At 70.3% G+C, this 17,208-nt stretch carries 16 protein-coding genes; 7 read left to right on the plus strand and 9 right to left on the minus strand.

The genetic code is table 11. The features are described from left to right. Positions 1-110: 110 nt before the first annotated feature. Positions 111-2,234, minus strand: coding sequence for an ATP-dependent DNA helicase UvrD2 (locus ACYVIO_RS27510; protein ID WP_460653803.1), 2,124 nt, complete (start codon positions 2,232-2,234; stop codon positions 111-113). A 102-nt stretch (positions 2,235-2,336) separates the two neighbouring features. Here ACYVIO_RS27510 and ACYVIO_RS27515 point away from each other — a divergent pair, with 102 nt between their 5' ends. Beyond that, on the plus strand, positions 2,337-2,576 hold the full coding sequence (locus ACYVIO_RS27515; RefSeq protein ID WP_460653804.1) for a mycoredoxin: 240 nt from the start codon (positions 2,337-2,339) through the stop codon (positions 2,574-2,576). Position 2,577: 1 nt separating this feature from the next. Here the strand turns inward: ACYVIO_RS27515 and nudC are convergent, their stop codons facing one another. Next, positions 2,578-3,501, minus strand: a complete 924-nt coding sequence (gene nudC / locus ACYVIO_RS27520; RefSeq protein WP_460653805.1) for an NAD(+) diphosphatase — start codon at positions 3,499-3,501, stop codon at positions 2,578-2,580. Between the two features lie 43 nt (positions 3,502-3,544). On the opposite strand from nudC, the gene deoD reads away from it, so the two are divergent. Next, positions 3,545-4,258 carry a purine-nucleoside phosphorylase gene (deoD, locus tag ACYVIO_RS27525; RefSeq protein ID WP_184797060.1) on the plus strand — a complete coding sequence of 238 codons (714 nt, stop codon included), beginning with the start codon at positions 3,545-3,547 and terminating at the stop codon, positions 4,256-4,258. 20 nt (positions 4,259-4,278) lie between these two features. Beyond that, positions 4,279-4,788, plus strand: coding sequence for a hypothetical protein (locus ACYVIO_RS27530; RefSeq protein WP_460653806.1), 510 nt, complete (start codon positions 4,279-4,281; stop codon positions 4,786-4,788). Between the two features lie 38 nt (positions 4,789-4,826). Here the strand turns inward: ACYVIO_RS27530 and ACYVIO_RS27535 are convergent, their stop codons facing one another. Further along, positions 4,827-5,510: a GOLPH3/VPS74 family protein gene (locus ACYVIO_RS27535; RefSeq protein WP_460653807.1), complete on the minus strand. Its 684-nt coding sequence runs from the start codon at positions 5,508-5,510 to the stop codon at positions 4,827-4,829. A 293-nt stretch (positions 5,511-5,803) separates the two neighbouring features. Between ACYVIO_RS27535 and ACYVIO_RS27540 the strand changes: the two genes are divergently transcribed. Continuing rightward, positions 5,804-6,265, plus strand: a complete 462-nt coding sequence (locus tag ACYVIO_RS27540) for a Uma2 family endonuclease (protein ID WP_460653808.1) — start codon at positions 5,804-5,806, stop codon at positions 6,263-6,265. Here the strand turns inward: ACYVIO_RS27540 and ACYVIO_RS27545 are convergent. From ACYVIO_RS27545 to ACYVIO_RS27555, 3 genes are all read right to left on the minus strand, one after another. Further along, positions 6,262-9,504, minus strand: coding sequence for a UvrD-helicase domain-containing protein (locus ACYVIO_RS27545; protein WP_460653809.1), 3,243 nt, complete (start codon positions 9,502-9,504; stop codon positions 6,262-6,264). The genes ACYVIO_RS27540 and ACYVIO_RS27545 overlap by 4 nt on opposite strands. Continuing rightward, positions 9,504-12,695 (minus strand): ATP-dependent helicase, encoded by a 3,192-nt coding sequence (locus ACYVIO_RS27550; protein WP_460653810.1) that lies wholly within the window; start codon positions 12,693-12,695, stop codon positions 9,504-9,506. Before ACYVIO_RS27550 ends, ACYVIO_RS27545 begins: the two co-directional genes overlap by 1 nt. 114 nt (positions 12,696-12,809) lie before the next feature. Next, positions 12,810-13,445, minus strand: coding sequence for a TetR/AcrR family transcriptional regulator (locus ACYVIO_RS27555; protein WP_460653811.1), 636 nt, complete (start codon positions 13,443-13,445; stop codon positions 12,810-12,812). Positions 13,446-13,501: 56 nt separating this feature from the next. Here ACYVIO_RS27555 and ACYVIO_RS27560 point away from each other — a divergent pair, with 56 nt between their 5' ends. After that, on the plus strand, positions 13,502-14,026 hold the full coding sequence (locus tag ACYVIO_RS27560) for an ester cyclase (protein WP_460653812.1): 525 nt from the start codon (positions 13,502-13,504) through the stop codon (positions 14,024-14,026). Here the strand turns inward: ACYVIO_RS27560 and ACYVIO_RS27565 are convergent. From ACYVIO_RS27565 to ACYVIO_RS27575, 3 genes are all read right to left on the minus strand, one after another. Next, positions 14,023-14,319: an MGMT family protein gene (locus ACYVIO_RS27565; RefSeq protein ID WP_460653813.1), complete on the minus strand. Its 297-nt coding sequence runs from the start codon at positions 14,317-14,319 to the stop codon at positions 14,023-14,025. The genes ACYVIO_RS27560 and ACYVIO_RS27565 overlap by 4 nt on opposite strands. Positions 14,320-14,352: 33 nt before the next feature. Then, positions 14,353-15,192 carry a TIGR03560 family F420-dependent LLM class oxidoreductase gene (locus ACYVIO_RS27570; RefSeq protein ID WP_460653814.1) on the minus strand — a complete coding sequence of 280 codons (840 nt, stop codon included), beginning with the start codon at positions 15,190-15,192 and terminating at the stop codon, positions 14,353-14,355. A 69-nt stretch (positions 15,193-15,261) separates the two neighbouring features. Next, positions 15,262-15,528: a DUF2277 domain-containing protein gene (locus ACYVIO_RS27575; RefSeq protein ID WP_184797091.1), complete on the minus strand. Its 267-nt coding sequence runs from the start codon at positions 15,526-15,528 to the stop codon at positions 15,262-15,264. Between the two features lie 57 nt (positions 15,529-15,585). On the opposite strand from ACYVIO_RS27575, the gene ACYVIO_RS27580 reads away from it, so the two are divergent. Together ACYVIO_RS27580 and ACYVIO_RS27585 are read left to right on the plus strand one after the other, a co-directional pair. Further along, positions 15,586-16,281, plus strand: coding sequence for a hypothetical protein (locus ACYVIO_RS27580; RefSeq protein ID WP_460653815.1), 696 nt, complete (start codon positions 15,586-15,588; stop codon positions 16,279-16,281). A 26-nt stretch (positions 16,282-16,307) separates the two neighbouring features. Continuing rightward, positions 16,308-17,195 carry a GNAT family N-acetyltransferase gene (locus ACYVIO_RS27585; protein WP_460653816.1) on the plus strand — a complete coding sequence of 296 codons (888 nt, stop codon included), beginning with the start codon at positions 16,308-16,310 and terminating at the stop codon, positions 17,193-17,195. The last annotated feature ends 13 nt before the right edge of the window (positions 17,196-17,208 follow it).

Raw genomic sequence — 17,208 nt, forward strand, 5'->3', positions numbered from 1 at the left:
CACGCTGCGGAATCGTTGCCTCTGTCATCTAAGTGCCATCCCGTCTGCTGTCGGGAGAAGCCTCTTGACCATCGTGCGCCCCAGAAGGCCAACCCTGCAACAGAATTCAATTACCGACGAGTGCAGATCACGATCACGGGCTCGCCGTACTTGGTCAGCTTGGTGCGGCCGATGCCCGGGATGCGGAGCAGTTCGCGCTCGTCGGTGGGCCGGGCCTCGGCGATCGCGGTCAGCGTGGCGTCGGTGAAGATCACGAACGCCGGGACGCTCTCCTCGGCGGCCCGCTCGGCGCGCCAGGCCAGCAGCGCGTCGTACAGCTCCTGGTCCATCGTCGACGGGCAGTCCTCGCAGCGGCCGAGCTTGCGGGCGCCCGGGTCGAGCAGGCCGCGGCCGCAGACCCGGCACTTCGGGATCGGCTTGTCCGTCCGCTCCCGGCCGGTCCGGCCCGCCGGCTGCCACTCCTGCGCCGCCTGGCGCGACGATCCGCCGATGCCGATCGAGTCGAGGAACCGGGTCGGCCCGCGGGTGCCGCGGCCGCCCGGCGAGCGCGACGTCGACCAGCTGACGAACAGCTGCTGCTTGGCGCGCGTCACCCCGACGTAGAACAGCCGCCGTTCCTCCTCGACCTGGGTCGGGGTCTGGGCGTAGCTGATCGGCAGGGTCCCCTCGTGGGCCCCGACGATGAACACGCACTCCCACTCCAGGCCCTTGGCCGTGTGCAGCGTCGCCAGCGTGACGCCCTCGGCCAGCGGCGCGTGCTGGATCGTGGCCCGCCGGTCCAGCTCGCTCATCAGGTCGACCAGCCCGGCCTGCGGGTGCGACTTGGCGAAGTCGGCCGCCATCGTCACCAGCGCGCTCAGCGACTCCCAGCGGTCCCGGACCGCGCCCTTGCCGGCCGGCGGGTCCTGCGTCCAGCCGGCACCACCCAGTACGCCGCGGACGGTCTCCTGCAGGTCGTCGCCCGGGTCGCCGCCCTTGACCTGGCCGCGCAGCAGCATCGCCGCCTGCCGGATCTCAGGCCGCTCGAAGAACCGCTCGGCACCCTTCAGGACGGCGGGGATCTTGCGCTCGGCCAGCGCCTGCTCGAAGTTCTCCGACTGGGCGTTGGTCCGGAAGAGCACCGCGATGTCGCGCAGCGCGACGCCCTCCTCCTTCAGCCGCTGGACCGCGCGGGCGACGGCGTCCGCCTCGGCGACCTCGTCGGAGTACTCCCGGTACGTCGGCGCCGGGCCCGGCTCGAGCTGCGAGCGCAGCGTCACCCGGCCGGGCAGTCCGGCCGGACCGGCGGCGTCGAGGACCTTGTTCGCCACGTCGACGATCTGCGGGGTCGAGCGGTAGTCGCGGACCAGCTTGATCACGTTCGCGTTCGGGTGCCTGGAGGCGAAGCGGACCAGGTTCTCCGGGTCGGCGCCGGCCCACGAGTAGATGGTCTGCGCCGGGTCGCCGACCACGCAGACGTCCTCGCGGCCGCCGAGCCACAGGTTCAGCAGGCTCTGCTGGATCGGGCTGACGTCCTGGTACTCGTCGACGACGAAGGTCCGGTACTGCCGGCGGATCTCGGCCGCGACGCGCTCGTCCTCGGCCAGCAGCGCGACCGCGCAGAGCAGCACGTCCTCCAGATCGATCCGGCCACGCTCCAGCTTCACGTCCTCGTACGCCGCGAAGACGCGCGCGATCGTGGCCGGGTCGAAGGCGGCCAGCGCGCGCCCGGACTGCGGCGCGATCCGGGCGTAGTCGTCGGGGCGGACGTTGCTGACCTTCGACCACTCGACCTCACCGGCGAGGTCGCGCAGCGCCGGGGTGTCGACGCGGATCCGGCAGCGGCCGGCCGCCTCGGTGAGCAGCGGGAACTTGCGGTCCACGATCGGCGGCAGCTCCGAGCGGTACACCTTCGGCCAGAAGAAGCGGGCCTGCCGCAGCGCGGCCGAGTGGAACGTCCGCGCCTGGACGCCGTCCGCGCCGAGCTGGGCGAGCCGGCCGCGCATCTCGCCGGCGGCACGCTGGGTGAAGGTCACCGCGAGCACGCGGACCGGGTCGTAGGTGCCGGTCTTCACGCCGTACGCGATCCGGTGGGTGATCGCGCGGGTCTTGCCCGTGCCCGCTCCGGCCATCACGACGACCGGTCCGTGCAGGGCGGTGGCGACGGCACGCTGCTCGGGGTCGAGCGCTTCGAGCAGTTCGTCGGCCGAGCGGCTCGCAACGGCACGTGTGATGTCGCTCACGGGGTGAGACATGCGGGAACAGGACCCCTGACGCTGTGGTTCTCCGGTAGGACGGGGTCAACCCTAGACGGGCCGACGGACAAGTCGCCCACGACAGAGACGGAGCGAGCCACGATGGCGGCTTTTACGATGTACTCGACGCCTTGGTGCGGTTACTGCGCGCGCCTGAAGGGCCAGCTGAAGCGAGCGGGCATCGAGTTCACCGAGGTCGACATCGAGCAGACCCCGGGCGCGGCCGAGCTGGTCGAGAAGATCAACAACGGCAACCAGACCGTCCCGACGGTGGTGTTCCCCGACGGGACCGCGATGACCAACCCGAGCCTCGCGCAGGTCGCCGAGAAGCTCGTCGCCTGACTTACCAGCTGCCCGGCAGCTCCTCGCCGTACCAGCCTTCGATGAGGCGGCGGGAGATGGAGATGTTGCCGGGCAGCGCCAGCGTCTCGTCCGCGATCTGCGCCGCGAGGTCCTCGCGGCTGAACCAGCGCGCGTCGACGATCTCGTCGTCGTCGACCTCGATCGCGAACCCGGTCGCCTTGGCGTAGTAGCCGAGCATCAGGCTCTGCGGCATCGGCCACGGCTGCGAACCGGCGTACTCGACGTCCTCGCCGATCACGACGCCGGTCTCCTCCAGCACCTCACGCCGTACGGCGGCCTCCAGCGACTCGCCCGGCTCGACGAACCCGGCCAGCGTGGAGTAGCGGCCCTCGGGCCAGTTCTCGTTGCGGCCGAGCAGCGCGCGGTCCTGGTCGTCGGTGACCAGCACGATGATGGCCGGGTCGCTGCGGGGGAAGTGGTGCATGCCGCAGTCGGGGCAGTCGCGGACGTGCCCGGCGTCGACGACGACGGTGTGGGCGCCGCAGTTCGAGCAGTGCGTGTTGATCGCGTGCCAGTTGGCCAGGCCGACCAGGTTGACGGCGATCCCGGCCTCGCGGTCGTTCAGTACGGCGCCGAGCTCGCGCAGGCCAGCGTACGACTCGTCGGGCTCGCCAGGGATCAGTACGCCGAAGACGGCGCGGCCCTCCGCCGTACGGCCTGCTCCGGCCTCGCGGTCGAGGCCGAGGAAGATCCGCTGGCCCTCCGGCGCTCCGGCCGGCGGCACGAAGCGCAGCGCCGTACGGGAGTCGTCGACGGCCAGCTTCTCGCCCGTCAGCAGCGCCACCTGCGTCTCCGGCGCGGCCCAGGCCTTGGCCAGCCACTCCTGGTCACGTCTGCGGTCGGCAGCCCGGTCGAGCACGGAACGGGACAGCGCTAGAGAACCTGGAACGATCGAATAAGCCACGTCCTCAAACTATCCCGGCCACCAACCGTGAGAGCATCCCGGCATGAGTATTCACATCGCCGCCGAGAAGGGACAGATCGCTCCGCGGGTGCTGTTCCCCGGTGACCCGCTGCGGGCGCAGTGGATCGCCGAGACCTATCTGTCGGACGTGATCAAGTACAACGAGGTCCGGAACATGTTCGGCTTCACCGGCACCTACAAGGGCGAGCGTGTCTCCGTCCAGGGGTCCGGGATGGGTCAGGCGTCGGCCTCGATCTACGCCAACGAGCTGTTCGCCGAGTACGACGTCCAGACCCTGATCCGGGTCGGCACCTGCGGGGCGCTGACCGAAAAGGTGAAGATCCGCGACGTGATCGTCGCGATGTCGGCCAGCACCGACTCGCAGATGAACCGGCTGCGCTTCCACGGCATCGACTACGCGCCGACCGCCGACTACCAGCTGCTGCGCGCCGCGGCCGACGCCGCCGAGGCGGCCGGGCTGAACGTGCACGTCGGCCAGGTGTTCTCCGGCGACCTGTTCTACAACGACCGGCCCGACCTGGTCTCGCGGACCGCCGAGTACGGCGTACTGGGCATCGAGATGGAGGCCTCGGCGCTCTACACGCTGGCCGCCAAGTTCGGCCGCCGCGCGCTCGGCATCATGACCGTGTCGGACCACCTGATCACCAAGGAGGAGACGTCGGCCGAGGAGCGGCAGACCACCTTCTCCGAGATGATCACCATCGCGCTCGACGCCGCCGTCGAGGTGCCGGTCTGAACCGGTACGCCGTCACCTTGGTGAGCACTGCCCTGCTCATCGGTACCACGGCCTGCTCCAGTGACGACAAGACGTCCGGTGAGGCTCCGGCTGCTGCCACTACCAACGCAGCAGCTTCGTCGGCTCCGGCCGACATCCCCGCGTCCCAGGTCGTCGCCGGCCTGACCAGCGCGGGTTACAAGTGCGGCAAGGACGGCGACTACGCCATCTGTACGACGGGCCCGGTGGCGGTGTGGGTGCTGACCGGGGACCACAAGCGTCCGCCGGTGGTCTCCCTGCACTCGCTCGGCACGGCTTCCACGGCGGTGAGCGAGATTGCCAAGGTGCTGCCGCAGGCGCTGGAGATCGCGCACGTCGTACCGGCTCAGAAGATCACCGAGTGGTTCGGTCAGCAGGCGGGCAAGACCACCGCGCAGCAGACCGAGGGTGACTGGCAGGTGGAGCTGTCAGTCGAGACGGACACCGAGGAGCCGGGTGCTCACCTGTCCTTGATGGACCGGCTCTGCAAGGCCGACTGCACGGCTGAGTAGTTCTGTGGGGTGCCGCCTGGTGGCGGCACCCCCTCCACTCAGGAGCTGCCGGACGAGGCGGCGCTGGTCGACGCCACGACGATGCTGGCGGTGATGGCCGCCTGCATGTCCTGCACAGCACGCCGTACGGCGGCCGCGGCCCAGTCCGACTCGGCGATCTCCTTCGCCCGGCGCTTCAGGGCCTTCCGGTCGACCGCGTCGGTCACGACCTTGGGTACGACGTCCAGCGCGCTCAGCAGGGCGATCAGCGCACCGGTCCGCTCGTCCGGCTGGGTACCAAGCTTCAGCACGTTCTCCAGCGACGCCCGGACCTGCCCCTCGTGCTGCGCGTCCTTGGCCGGCCAGCGAGTGACCGGGAACAGGCCCAGCACCTTGTTCTCCTCCGCCTGGAGGATGCCGCGCTCGGCGAGCCGCTGCAGGAGCGGGTCGCGCAGCTTCTTGGACAGCTTGCCCATCACGTCCTTGGGCTTCTTGCCGGCCTTGTCGACCACCATGGCCAGCCGCTCGTCCAGCAGCGGGTCACCGGTCGGCGACGGGTCCAGCGCCTTCAGCCGCCCCGGCTTGCCGTCGTCGCCCTCGGTGGTGATATCCACCTTGCCCAGCAGCGTCAACTCGACCACGACAGCCCCGGCCAGCCCGTAGTCCAGGCCCGGGTTGCCGGTGAGCGGCTTGCCGGTCTCGTCGTCGTACAGGAGCAGGAGCAGGTCCTCTGCGATCAACATGTCTCTCAACGTAGAACGTGCCAGGCTCACCCGACATCAGCCGCGCGGCGTACCTACCAGATCCGCCTTCAGTAGTGCCCGCGTGACACAGACCTGTGGATAACTCCCCCACCGACCTCCTCCACTGACCGGGGCATCCCGGGGCAGATGGGGATCTGGCCTGCTCGGGGTGGGGGTTGGCGGGCGAGCGTTGGGTTATGAGCGACGGGTGTGTGGGTGGGTGGGTTCCTGCGGGTGCGGGGTTCTCGGTAGCTGAACTGGGGAAGTTGCCGGGGCGTTTGGTGTGCGAGTTGGTGGATGGGGTTCTGGTGGCTGCGCCGCATGGTGGGGCGGCGCAGCAGGCGGTTGTGCTGGAACTGGGATTTCTGCTGCGTCGGAACAGTCCGGCGCAGTTTCAGGTGATGGTGGGTCCGGTGGAGTACCAGCTGGGTGAGCGGACTCTGCTGCAGCCGGATGTTCTGGTGTGCCACGGCGGACGGCTGCCGCGGGGACCGGTGAGAGGTCCGCTGCAATTGGTGGTCGAGGTGGTGTCGGAGGTGACGCGCACGATCGACCATCTGTTGAAGAGGAGCTTGTACGAGCGCGCGGGGATACCGGCGTACTGGCTGTTCGATCCGGAGGCTCAGGAGTTGACCGTGCTGGAACTTGCCGACGGCAAGTACGTGGAGAAGGCGGTGGTGCAGGGTGAAGACACCTTCACGCCCACCATCCCGTTCTCCCTCAGCATGACCCCGGCGCAGCTGATTCCGCGCTAGTTGTTGAGGAGGGCGATCAGAGCCTCTCGTGAGGGCAGGTTGTCCGGGCGGACCACGTCGCCGGTGCGGACGTAGTAGAAGGCCGCGCCGACCTGGTGGAGAGGCAGGCCGACCAGTTCGGCCCAGGCGACTCGGTAGATGGCCAGCTGGAGCGGGTCGGCGGTTTCGGAGCGGCTGGTTTTCCAGTCGATGACGTCGTAGCCGCGGGAGCCGTCGGGGCGGACGGACTGGTAGACGGCGTCGATGCGGCCGCGGACGACGCGGCCGCCGATGGACAGCGCGAAGGGAGCCTCGATCTCGTACGGCGCGCGTTCGCCGAACGGGCCGACGCGGAAGGCGTCCATCAGTTCGGTGAGGTCGGTGTCGTCGACGATGCCCTCGTCGGCGGCACCGGGGAGATCGTCGGGGTCGATCAGGAACTGCTGACCGAAGTAGCTCTCGACCCAGGCGTGGAAGCGGGTGCCGAAACGGGCGGCGCGGTTGGGCTTGCGCGGCATCGGGCGAGCCAGCTCGGAGGCCAGTCCGTCGGGATCCTTGGCCAACCGCATGACCTGAGTCGCCGACAGCGTGCGCGGGAGCTCCACGTCGTACGCCTTGCGGCTGCGGCTCTCGCGGGCCTCGGTCAGCAGGCGCTCGATCTCGGAGTCCCACCGGGCGACGGTCGCCTGCTCGTCCAGGAACAGCGACTCCTCGGCGTCGAGCGAAGGACCCTCGGCACGCGACAGCTGAACCAACGCAGCGCCTTCGAGCCGACGCTCGTACGCCGGCAGGTCGTACGGCGCAGGCCACGCGGCCTGGGTCTGCTCGGCGAGCTCCGGGTTCTCCTCGCTGAGCTCCGGCTGCGAGGCCCACGCGACCACCCGCTCCCCCGCGTGCTTCTTCAGCACCTCCAGGTACGCCGAAGGGCCGCGCGGGCGCTTCTGCGTCGGGCCCCACCAGTGCCCGGTCGCGATCAGCACATCCTTCGCCCGCGTGAACGCCACGTACCCGAGCCGCCGCTCCTCCAGCGCGTTGACCTGCTTGCACTCGTCGGCGAACGCTTTCAGCCCCGCGTTCGACAGGTCATGGAAGTTGGGCAGCGTGTCCGCGTCACCGCGCAGCGGCCACGGCAGCACCTTCGCGTTGGTGGTCCACTTGTCCCGCCCACGGTCGGACGGGAACACCTTGTTCACCAGCGTCGGCACGAACACGACCGGCCACTCCAGCCCCTTCGACCGGTGCGTGGTCAACAGCTTCACCGAGTCCGCCTCACTCGGTACGGCGAGGTCGAGGCCCGCGGCGTACTCCTCCTCGGCGGCCAGGTACGCCAGCAACCCATCCAGCGAACCGTCCGACTCGGTCGACACGAAGTTGCCCACGGCATCCAAGAACGCGGCGAGGTGGTCGCGCCGGCCGGAGTCCACGTGGTCCGGAGTCGCGGTCAGTTCGACGTCGAGCCCGATCGTGCTGATCACCCGGCGTACGAGGTCAAGCAACGGCTCGCCCGCGTGCGCGCGCAGCTCCCGCAGCTCGGTCGACAGCTCGACGAACCGCTCGAGAGCCTCGGCCGAGTACCCCCAGGCGATCGGGCCCGGGTCGTCGACGGCCTCGGCGAGCGAGATCACCTCGGTCGAGTCCATCCCGGCGACGGCCGCGTCGAGCGCGGCGACCAGGTCGTCGGCGGCCGGGCGATCGCCGCCGTCGGCGAGCATGCGCGATCGATTCGCCAGCAGCGCCAGGTCCCGGTGCCCGATGCGGAAGCGCGGCCCGGTCAGGATCCGCAGCATCGCGGCGTTCGCGGTCAGGTCGTTGACGGCCTGCAGCGTGGCGACGACATCGACCACCTCGGGGAGCGCGAGCAGCCCGCCCAGACCGACGACCTCGACCGGCACCTTGCGCGCGATCAGCGCCTCGTGCACGGCGGACAGGTCGACGTTGGTCCGCATCAGGATGCCGATGTCCTTCCACTTCCGGTGCGGCAGCTTGTGCGCGGCGACGATCGAGTCGGCGATCCACTCGATCTCCTGCGAGCGGGTCTCGAACAGCCCGACGGTGATCGCGCCCTCGGGTGCACCTTCCGGTGCCTCCAGCGGGATGACGCCCGGGTGCTGCTCGTACAGCTCGGTGGCGTGCTCGTTGGCCGCGGCGAGGATGCGGCTGCCGCAGCGACGGTTCACGCTCAGCACGTACCGCCGGGCGGGCGAGCCGTCCGCCTGCCGGAAGTGCTCGGGGAACTCGTCCAGGTTCGCGACCGACGCACCACGCCAGCCGTAGATCGCCTGGCAGGGGTCGCCGACCGCGGTCACCGGGTGCCCACGACCCGTAGAAGGATCAGCACCGGCAAACAAGGCAGTCAGCATCCGCCGCTGCGAGACCGAGGTGTCCTGGTACTCGTCGAGCAGCACGACCTTGTAGCGCCCGCGCTCGATCGCCGGCACCTCCGGGCACTCCTCCGCGAGCCGCGCGCCGAGCGCCATCTGGTCCGCGAAGTCGACGACGCCGCGCTCGACCTTGTACGCCTGGTACTCCTCGACCAGTTGCAGGATCTCGCCGCGCTTCAACGCGGTCTCGCCGAGCTTCTTTACGTCGACGGTCTGCTTGCGCGCGGCCGCGACCTCCTGCCGGACCGCCTCGTCGTGGTCGCGGATCTGGTCGGCGCTCAGCAGGTGGTCGGCGAGCTCGCCGTCGAGCGAGAGCAGGCTGTTCACCAGGGTCGGTACGTGGTGCGACGCGTGTCGGATCGGACCGGCCGAACGCCGTACGACGCGCCCTGCGAGCTGGAAGCGCGTCGCATCAGCCAGCACCCGTACGTCGGGTTCGAGGCCGAGGCGCAGTCCGTGCTCGGAGATCAGCGTGCCGGCGAAGGCGTGGTACGTCGAGACGACCGGTTCGCCGGGCTCCTCGGGCTCCCAGTTCGGCACGTTCTTGCGCAGGTGCGCGGCGAGCACCGGGTGCTGATCGCGCGGCAGCGTCGAACCGAGCACGCCGGCTTTGGTCAGGTCCTCGCGGATCCGGACGTCGAGCTCGTTGGCCGCCTTCTTGGTGAAGGTCAGCCCGAGCACCTCCTCCGGCTTCACCTGTCCGGTGCAGATCAGCCAGACCACGCGCGCCGCCATGGCGGTCGTCTTGCCGGACCCTGCCCCGGCGACGATCACGCCCGGAGCCAGCGGCGCGGTGATCGCCTCCAGCTGCTGATCGCTGAAGGGGATCCCCAACAGGTCGACCAGGTCAGCCGTGGTTTCCAGCTTGGCCGCAGACATCAGACGATCTCCCTCCCCTCAGGCTGAATCGGACACAGACCCCGTACGTCGCACCGCGTGCACCCGTCGTTCCGCTTGGCGGTGAACTCCTCCGAGCGCACCATCGCCTCGGCGTTCTCGACCGCGTCGTCCAGCCAGGTGCGGCCGTCGTCGTCCGGCTCCAGCGGCGCCTGCCCCTGGACCTTCGGCAGCCCGATGTCGTCGTGCCGCAGCTGCACCAGCTCGGCACCGCCGCTCTCCGCGTCCTCCCCCAGCAGCTTCAGCTGCCGGGAGGCGATCGCGCGCTGGTAGATCGCCAGCTGCACGTGCCGCTCCAGCGCCGGCTTGGTCGGAACCGTCCGCCCGGTCTTCAGGTCGATGACGCGGATCTTGCCGTCGCCGTCCTGCTCGATCCGGTCCATCCGGCCCTTCACCTGAACGCCGGGCTTCTCCTCGTCCGGCAGCATCACACTGAAGTCGACCTCGGAACCGACCAACCGACGATCCGGCCGCCCCTGGTGCCACGCGACGAATCGCCGCAGCGCCTGCTCGGCCTCGACGCGTTCGCGGTCCGAGATCCACGACGACTCGAACTCCAGCTGCGTCCAGACCTTGTCGAGCCACCCGTTCAGCTCGTCGGCATCCGGCGGCAGCGTCCCGGTCGCGACCGCGTCGGCCAGCGTGTGCAGCACCATGCCGAACCCGATCGCCGACGTACTCGGTGTCTCGCCACCGGCCTTCCGCTGCAGGAACCAGCGCAGCGGGCAGTCCACGATCGTCGTCAGCGCACTGCCGGACAGCGGCACCGGCTCGTCCTCGACCGCGATCGGCACCTCCGACCGAGTCCGCTCGCGCACACCCCACCAACGCTCCGGCTCGGCCGTCGGGACCAGCGAGTACCCCCGCTCGTCCACAGCATCAGCCAAGGCAGCCAGCCGATCCGCCGCCACCCGCTTCAGGTCAGGCGACGACGCCGGATCCGCCAGCACGCACCGCAGATCCGCCACCAGCCCCGGCAACGACAGCGGTCGCCGCGGCCGACCAGCGACCAGCTTCAAAGGAATGTCCAGCTCGGCCAGCAACCGCGACGGCTGATCTCCGTCGGCCTCCGGCGCCTGCACCGCCGTCACGATCAGCCGCTCGCGCGCCCGCGTGATCGCGACGTAGAACAGCCGTCTCTCCTCGGCCAGAATCGCGCCGGCCGACAGCGGCTCGACCAACCCGTCCGGACCGAGCCGGTCCGGCTCGAGCAGCGATCCCCGCCGCCGCAGGTCGGGCCACTGCCCTTCCTGCACGCTCGCGACGACAACGAGCCGCCACTGCAGCCCCTTCGACCGGTGGGCGGTCATCAGCTGCACGCCCGTTTCGCGGTACGTCGCGTCGTACCGGTTGTCGCCCGCGATGTCCAGGTTCTCCAGCTCGTTCAGGAACGCCGAGACGCCCTTGAACCCGATCTGCTCCTCGGCTCGCCCGGCCGCGTCGAACAACGCGCACAACGAGTCGAGGTCCCGGTTCGCCGAGCGGGCGACCTCGCCGCCGCTGTTCGCCTGGCCGCGCAACCGGCGCAGCCACGGCGACTCCGACCACAGCGACCACATCACCTCGTCCGGCGCGGCACCGGCGTTCACGATGTTCCTTGCCTTGAGCAACCTTTCGCCGAGCGCCACGAACCGCGCCTCGGCGGGCGACGCCTGCTCGTCCAGCAGCAACGGGTCGAGCATCGCCTCGCGCAGCAGCTCGTCCGACGACCGCGGCAGCCGCTGACCGTCGGCGAGCTCACGGTCCCGCTTCCGCAGTACGCGCGCGAGCCGCCGCAACTGCCCGGCGTCCATCGCCCCCAACGGCGACAACGCCAACGCCCGTACGACGTCGACCGTCAACGTCCCCGGATCCGCGACGGCCCGCAGCGCCAGCAGCATCGGCCGTACGGCGGGCTCACGCGACAACGGCAACTCGTCACCGCCCACGTCAACAGGGATCCCCGCAGCTGCCAGCGCACGCCGCAGCGGCGGGATCGAGATGCTGCCGGACCGCACCAGCACAGCCATCTCGTGCCAGCCGACGCCGTCCTGCACATGCGCCCGCCGCAGCAGGTCCGCGATGTGCTCCAGCTCGGCACCGGTGGTCGAGTACAGGTTGGCCTCGACCTTGCCCGGCCCGAAGACGCAGCCGCTCGCGTCGGGGTTGCGGAACCGGTCGAACGTGTCGCGGTCCAAAGTCCCCGGAACACCCAGCCGGTTCACCACGTTGCGCGAGACGCGCAGCAGCGTCGTACCGAAGCGGCGCGTCGTCGCCAGCGCGATCTGCGCCGCGGGCTCGCCGGTCACCGTCGGGAACTCCTCGGTGAACCGGAGCAACCCGCGAACGTCGGCGCCGCGGAACGTGTAGATCGACTGATCCGGATCGCCGACCGCCACCAGGTCGCGACCGTCGCCGGCGATCGCCTGCAACAGCTTGGTCTGGCCGGGATCGGTGTCCTGGTACTCGTCGACGAAGACGACCTTGAACTCCTCGCGCAGCTTCGCCTGGACCTGCGGCTGCTGGGCCAGGATCACCGCGCGGTGGATCAGCTCGGAGTAGTCCAGGACCTGCTCGTGGTCGAGGATCTGCAGGTACTCCTCGAAGAAGTCGCCGACCGCCACCCACTCCGGCCGGCTGGCCGACTGGCCGATCGCGGACAGGTCCTCGGGGTCGAGCCCGAGCTGCCGCGCCTTGCCGATCACGGCCTGCACCTCGTCGGTGAAGCCGCGCGTTTTCAGCGCCGGATGCAAGCTCGAAGGCCAGTGCACGACGCCGACCTCACGACTCCCGCCGAGCACCTCGCTCAAGCGCAACGACTGCTCCGGACCCGACGGCAGTCGCAGCGGCACGTCGAACGCGTCCGCCGGAGTGAACCGTCGCAGCAACGCGTAGCAGAACGAGTGGAACGTCATCGACGGCATCACGCGCGTCGTCTTGCCCAGCCGCCCGGTGATCCGGTCGCGCAGCTCGGTCGCGGCCTTGCGCCCGAACGTCAGCACCAGCACCTGGTCGGGGCTCAGTCCGCGGTTCGCGACCCGATCGACCACGGCCTCGACGAGCGTCGTCGTCTTGCCCGTGCCCGGTCCGGCCAGCACGAGCAGCGGGCCACCCGGGTGATCGACGACCGACTGCTGGTCAGCGTCCAGAACCGGCGCAGGGGAAGGCCCTTCCGCTCGCCCTGCCGGCTTCACCAGCCGATACCGGGACCCTGTTCTGCTGACCACTCCCCCATCCCATCAGACGCCACCGACAAAGCCCGAGACACACCCCGCCGTACGACGAAGCGAGCCGCATTGCGGACAACCTCACAGCAGCGCTGACACGAGGGTCCGGGCGAGCCAGGCCGTGTAGCGGTCGAGGGGCCAGTCGCGATCGAGGACGAGCAGCTCGTAGACCTCGACGGAGATGTAGGTCCACAGCAGGTCACGGACCTCGTCGACGTCGAGCCCGGCGCGCAGTTGGCCGGTCCCGTGCAGGTGGGTGGCGAGCATGGTCATGCCCGTCAGGCGTTCGGCGAGCAGGTTCTGCCAGACCTCTTCGAGGGTCTCGTCGACGTGCCGGCCGTCCCGGATCAGGATCTGTACGCCGGCCGACCGGACCTGCCGCTCGGCCGCTCCCCCGGCGTACAGGGCGAGCTTCTTGCGTACGTCGGGTTCGGCCGCGATCGCCTGCGCCTCGGCGCGTTGCACCACCGGGACCGGCTCGTCGTCGCCCGCGATCACCCGGTCGAAGACCGCCTTGGCCAGCGCCGCCTTGGTGCCGAACCCCTTGTAGACCGACTCGGCCGAGACGCCCGCGTTCCGGGCGACCGCGGCGATCGTCGTGGCCCGGAACCCGTCGCGCGCGAACAGCTCCTGGGCCGCGACGACCACCGCCCGCCGCCGGGCCTCGGCCTGCTCGCGCCGGCCGGACGCGTCGTACGACCTCTTGACTTCGGGCATCGGGTGGTTCCATCCTGATTTGGGGACAGTCAGACTGTATCTAATTTGGAGGGGACATGACCAGCACCGTGTCGAGCGAGTCCCGGGCCCTCGCGGTCCGGAGCATCCTGATGATGGCCGACGGCGACCGCGCGACCTTCGACCAGGTGGTGCACCCGGCCGCGGTCAACCGGGAGGACAACGTCGAGCCGCCGGCCGCGCGGACGCCCGGACCGGAGGGGTTCTGGGCGACCGCGGCCTGGCTGCGGTCCGCGTTCGCGGACCTGAGCTACGAGGTGCACGAAGTGGTTGCCGAGGGCAACTTGGTGGCAATCCGGACGACGATGAGCGGGCGGCACGTCGCGCCGTTCGTGGTGCACGCCGAGGACGGGTCGGTGGACACGGTGTTCCCGCCGACCGGGCGGACGTTCGCGATCACGCAGTCGCACTGGCTGCGGATCGAGGACGGGCTGGTGATCGAGCACTGGGCCAATCGCGACGACCTCGGCCAGGCGCAGCAGCTCGCGTGGGTGCCGCCGACGCCGCTCTACCTGTTCAAGATGGCCCGCGCGAAGTCGAAGGCGCGCAAAGCCGCGGCCTAGTTCTCCGGGTCCCAGCGGACCTGCCGGAGGTCGACCTTGCCGTTGGTGACGCGCACGCCGTCGCCGCGCAGCAGCTCGATCTGGTTGTCGACGACCTCGTCGGCCGGTACGCCGCTGGCCCGGATGACCCGCCACCACGGCACGCCCCCGCCGTACTCGCGCATGATCGCGCCGACCTGCCGCGGGCCGCCCTGGCCGACGTACACAGCGATGTCGCCGTACGTCGCCACGCGCCCCGGCGGGATCGACTCGACCGCTTGCAGCACCGCCTCGACGTACTCCTCCCGATCCACGGGCGACACGTTATCGCCCGGGACCGACAGGTTTCAGGCCAGCGGCGCGAGCGCCTTGGCCAGCGGCTCGAGGACCGACGGCGGCGCGTCGACCGGGAGGTTCATCACGACCAGGTCGACGCCGACCTCGCCGTACGCCGCGGCCAGGGCAACGGCGTCGTCGAGCGGCTTGTCCGGGTCGATGCGGACGTTGACCGAGCAGGTGATCTCGCTGACGTCGCGGCCAAGCTTGTCGCAGTGGTCGACCAGCACCTGCTTGAGCGGCGTCCACTCCTCCGGGCTCGGCACGATCACGTTCCACTGCTGGGCCCAGCGGGCGACCGCGCGCAGCGTCCGCTTCGGGCCCTTGCCGCCGATGGTGATCGGCGGGTGCGGGGTCTGGACGGCCTTCGGCTCGCAGTACGCGTCGGTGAGCTTGACGTACTGGCCGTCGTAGTTGGCGACCTTCTCGGTGAGCAGCGCGATCATCGCCTCGACGCCTTCGTCGAACCGGTCGAAGCGCTCCTTCAACGGCGGCAGGTCGATCCCGTACGCCGCGGTCTCCATCTCGTTCCACCCCGCGCCGACGCCCAGCTCGAGGCGGCCGCCGGAGATGATGTCCGTGGTCGCGGCCATGTTCGCCAGTACGGCGGGGTGCCGGTAGATCATGCCGGTGACCTGGCAACCGACGCGGATCCTGCTGGTCGCCTGGGCCAGCGCGGCCAGCGTCGTCCAGCCCTCCAGGTTGGGGCCGGCCATATCCCCGGTCAGCGGGTAGAAGTGGTCCCAGTGCCAGGCCGACTCGAAGATCTCGAACTGGTCCGCGGCCACCCAGACGTCCCGCATCTGCTGCCACGTGGTGTGTTCGGGCCGGGTCTTGATCGCAAACCGCATCGCACGCCTCCACAGGGGTAAGGGCTTACCCCAGCAACCTACCGGACCCCCACCGCGCCGGGTCCAGGCTCAGTCCAGCCCGAGGCGCGCGCGGACTTCCGGGCGGCGCAGGGGCGGGACGGTCTGTGGCGGCACGCGGCGGGCGGGCATCTCCTCGAGCAGGGCCTCGGTGATGCGGGCGACCTCGGCGGCGGCGCGCTCGATCGGTTCGCGGGTGGTCGCGCTGAGCGAACCGACGCCGGTCACCTTACGGACGTACTGGAGGGCCGCCGCGTAGATCTCCTCGGAGGTCGCGGACGGCTCCAGGCCTCTCAGGACAGTGATGTTTCGGCACATGCTCCGACGGTACGCGGAGCCGGGGACAACCGGCGGTGTCGCGGCTACAGTTTTGTGATGGAGCTGGTGCTGTTCGTCCTGGGCGGCGGCGGGGTCGCCGCGGCGGGGCGGTACGCCTGGGCCCGACGGATGGCCAGGCGTCGGCAGGCCGCCGAGCTGGCCGACGTACGGCGGATCGCCGACGAGGACGTCACCCAGTACGGCGAACAGCTGGCCCGTCTCGGCGACGTACTGGCCGACCGCGAGCTGGACGCGGCGACGCGTGCGGACTACCAGACCTCCCTCGACCTGTACGAGCAGGCGAAGCGTGCGGTCCCTCGTCTGGACGACATCGACGCAGTTGGCAGCGTGACCGCCGCGCTGGCGGACGGGCGGTACGCGATCGCCTGCGTCCAGGCGAGGGTCACCGGCCGCCCGCTGCCCGAGCGTCGCGTCCCCTGCTACTTCAACGCCCAGCACGGCCCGTCGACCAGCGACGTGGTGTGGACCCCCTCGAACGGCGGCACCCGCAAAGTCGCCGCCTGCGCCCAGGACGCCGCCCGGATCGCCGCGGGCGACGAGCCCGACAAGCACTACCCCAAGGGCGGCGATCACCAGCTCGCTTTCTGGGAGCCCAACGACCCGGACCAGCCGTTCAGGTTCGGCTTCTGGGACATCGCCGGCGCCCGCGCCATGAAGATCCACCTCCGGCTGGAACCGATCGCGATGACCGGCCGCGGCCGCAGGGACCCCACGATCGACCGGAAGCGCTGACCCTGGCGCGGCCGCAGACTGACCCGATGGGACTCCCCGACGGGCTCATCGCGCGTGCCCCGCGGCTGACCGACGCCACCGCGATCTTCGACCTGCTCGCGGCGTACAACACCCGCCTGACCGGCTCCGCCGACGCGACGCTCGCCGGTGTCGCCGCAGGACTCACCGCACCCGGCTTCGAGCGCGAGACCGACGGCTGGCTGGTCGTCGACGACACCGGCCGCGCGGTGAACTTCGGCGCGGTCGTCCTCGGTCAGCACGCCGACCTGATGATCTGCAGCCCCGACTCCCCTGCCGCGGACTGGCTGCTCGACACGGCGATCGCGCGGGTCGGTCGGGGCACCAAGCTGGAGATCGCCGTACTGCGCCAGAACGAGCCGCTGCGCGAGCTGATCACCTCCCGTGGCTTCGTCCGCGGCACCAGCTACTTCCAGATGCGCATCGACCACACCGCGCCGGTCGCCGTACCGGAACTGCCGACCGGAGTCGAGCTCACCACCGGCCTGTACGACGAGGAGACGCGCCGCGCGGCGTACGCCGTACTGGCTGACGGGTTCGCCGATCAGGCGGCGGACGCGATGCCGCCGTACGACGAGTGGGCCGACGACTCGTCCCAGGTCACGCTGGCCACCCTCGACAGCCGCCCGGTCGCGGCGATCGTCACCGAGGACACGTACGCCGAGACCGACCAGTGCGGCTACGTAGCCCGCCTGTCCGTCCTCCCCGAAGCCCGCGGCCGGGGACTGGGCCGCTTCCTCCTCCAGCACACCTTCGCCACCGACACCGCAGCCGGCCTGACCGGCACGATGCTCGACGTCGACAGCAACAACCCGACCCCGGCCCTCGGCCTCTACGAGTCGGTCGGCCTCCGCACCACCCGCGTCTCCGACGACTGGAGCCTCACCATCGGGTGAGCCGTCTCGAGGC

This window comes from Kribbella endophytica (assembly GCF_054781295.1).

What these genes read in the sequence shown, in the direction of transcription:
- ACYVIO_RS27510 (WP_460653803.1), bottom strand. Translation starts at nt 2,234, where the DNA reads ATGTCTCACCCCGTGAGCGACATCACACGTGCCGTTGCGAGCCGCTCG.
- ACYVIO_RS27515 (WP_460653804.1), top strand. Translation starts at nt 2,337, where the DNA reads ATGGCGGCTTTTACGATGTACTCGACGCCTTGGTGCGGTTACTGCGCG.
- deoD (WP_184797060.1), top strand. Translation starts at nt 3,545, where the DNA reads ATGAGTATTCACATCGCCGCCGAGAAGGGACAGATCGCTCCGCGGGTG.
- ACYVIO_RS27535 (WP_460653807.1), bottom strand. Translation starts at nt 5,510, where the DNA reads ATGTTGATCGCAGAGGACCTGCTCCTGCTCCTGTACGACGACGAGACC.
- ACYVIO_RS27545 (WP_460653809.1), bottom strand. Translation starts at nt 9,504, where the DNA reads ATGTCTGCGGCCAAGCTGGAAACCACGGCTGACCTGGTCGACCTGTTG.
- ACYVIO_RS27555 (WP_460653811.1), bottom strand. Translation starts at nt 13,445, where the DNA reads ATGCCCGAAGTCAAGAGGTCGTACGACGCGTCCGGCCGGCGCGAGCAG.
- ACYVIO_RS27560 (WP_460653812.1), top strand. Translation starts at nt 13,502, where the DNA reads ATGACCAGCACCGTGTCGAGCGAGTCCCGGGCCCTCGCGGTCCGGAGC.
- ACYVIO_RS27570 (WP_460653814.1), bottom strand. Translation starts at nt 15,192, where the DNA reads ATGCGGTTTGCGATCAAGACCCGGCCCGAACACACCACGTGGCAGCAG.
- ACYVIO_RS27575 (WP_184797091.1), bottom strand. Translation starts at nt 15,528, where the DNA reads ATGTGCCGAAACATCACTGTCCTGAGAGGCCTGGAGCCGTCCGCGACC.
- ACYVIO_RS27580 (WP_460653815.1), top strand. Translation starts at nt 15,586, where the DNA reads ATGGAGCTGGTGCTGTTCGTCCTGGGCGGCGGCGGGGTCGCCGCGGCG.
- ACYVIO_RS27585 (WP_460653816.1), top strand. Translation starts at nt 16,308, where the DNA reads ATGGGACTCCCCGACGGGCTCATCGCGCGTGCCCCGCGGCTGACCGAC.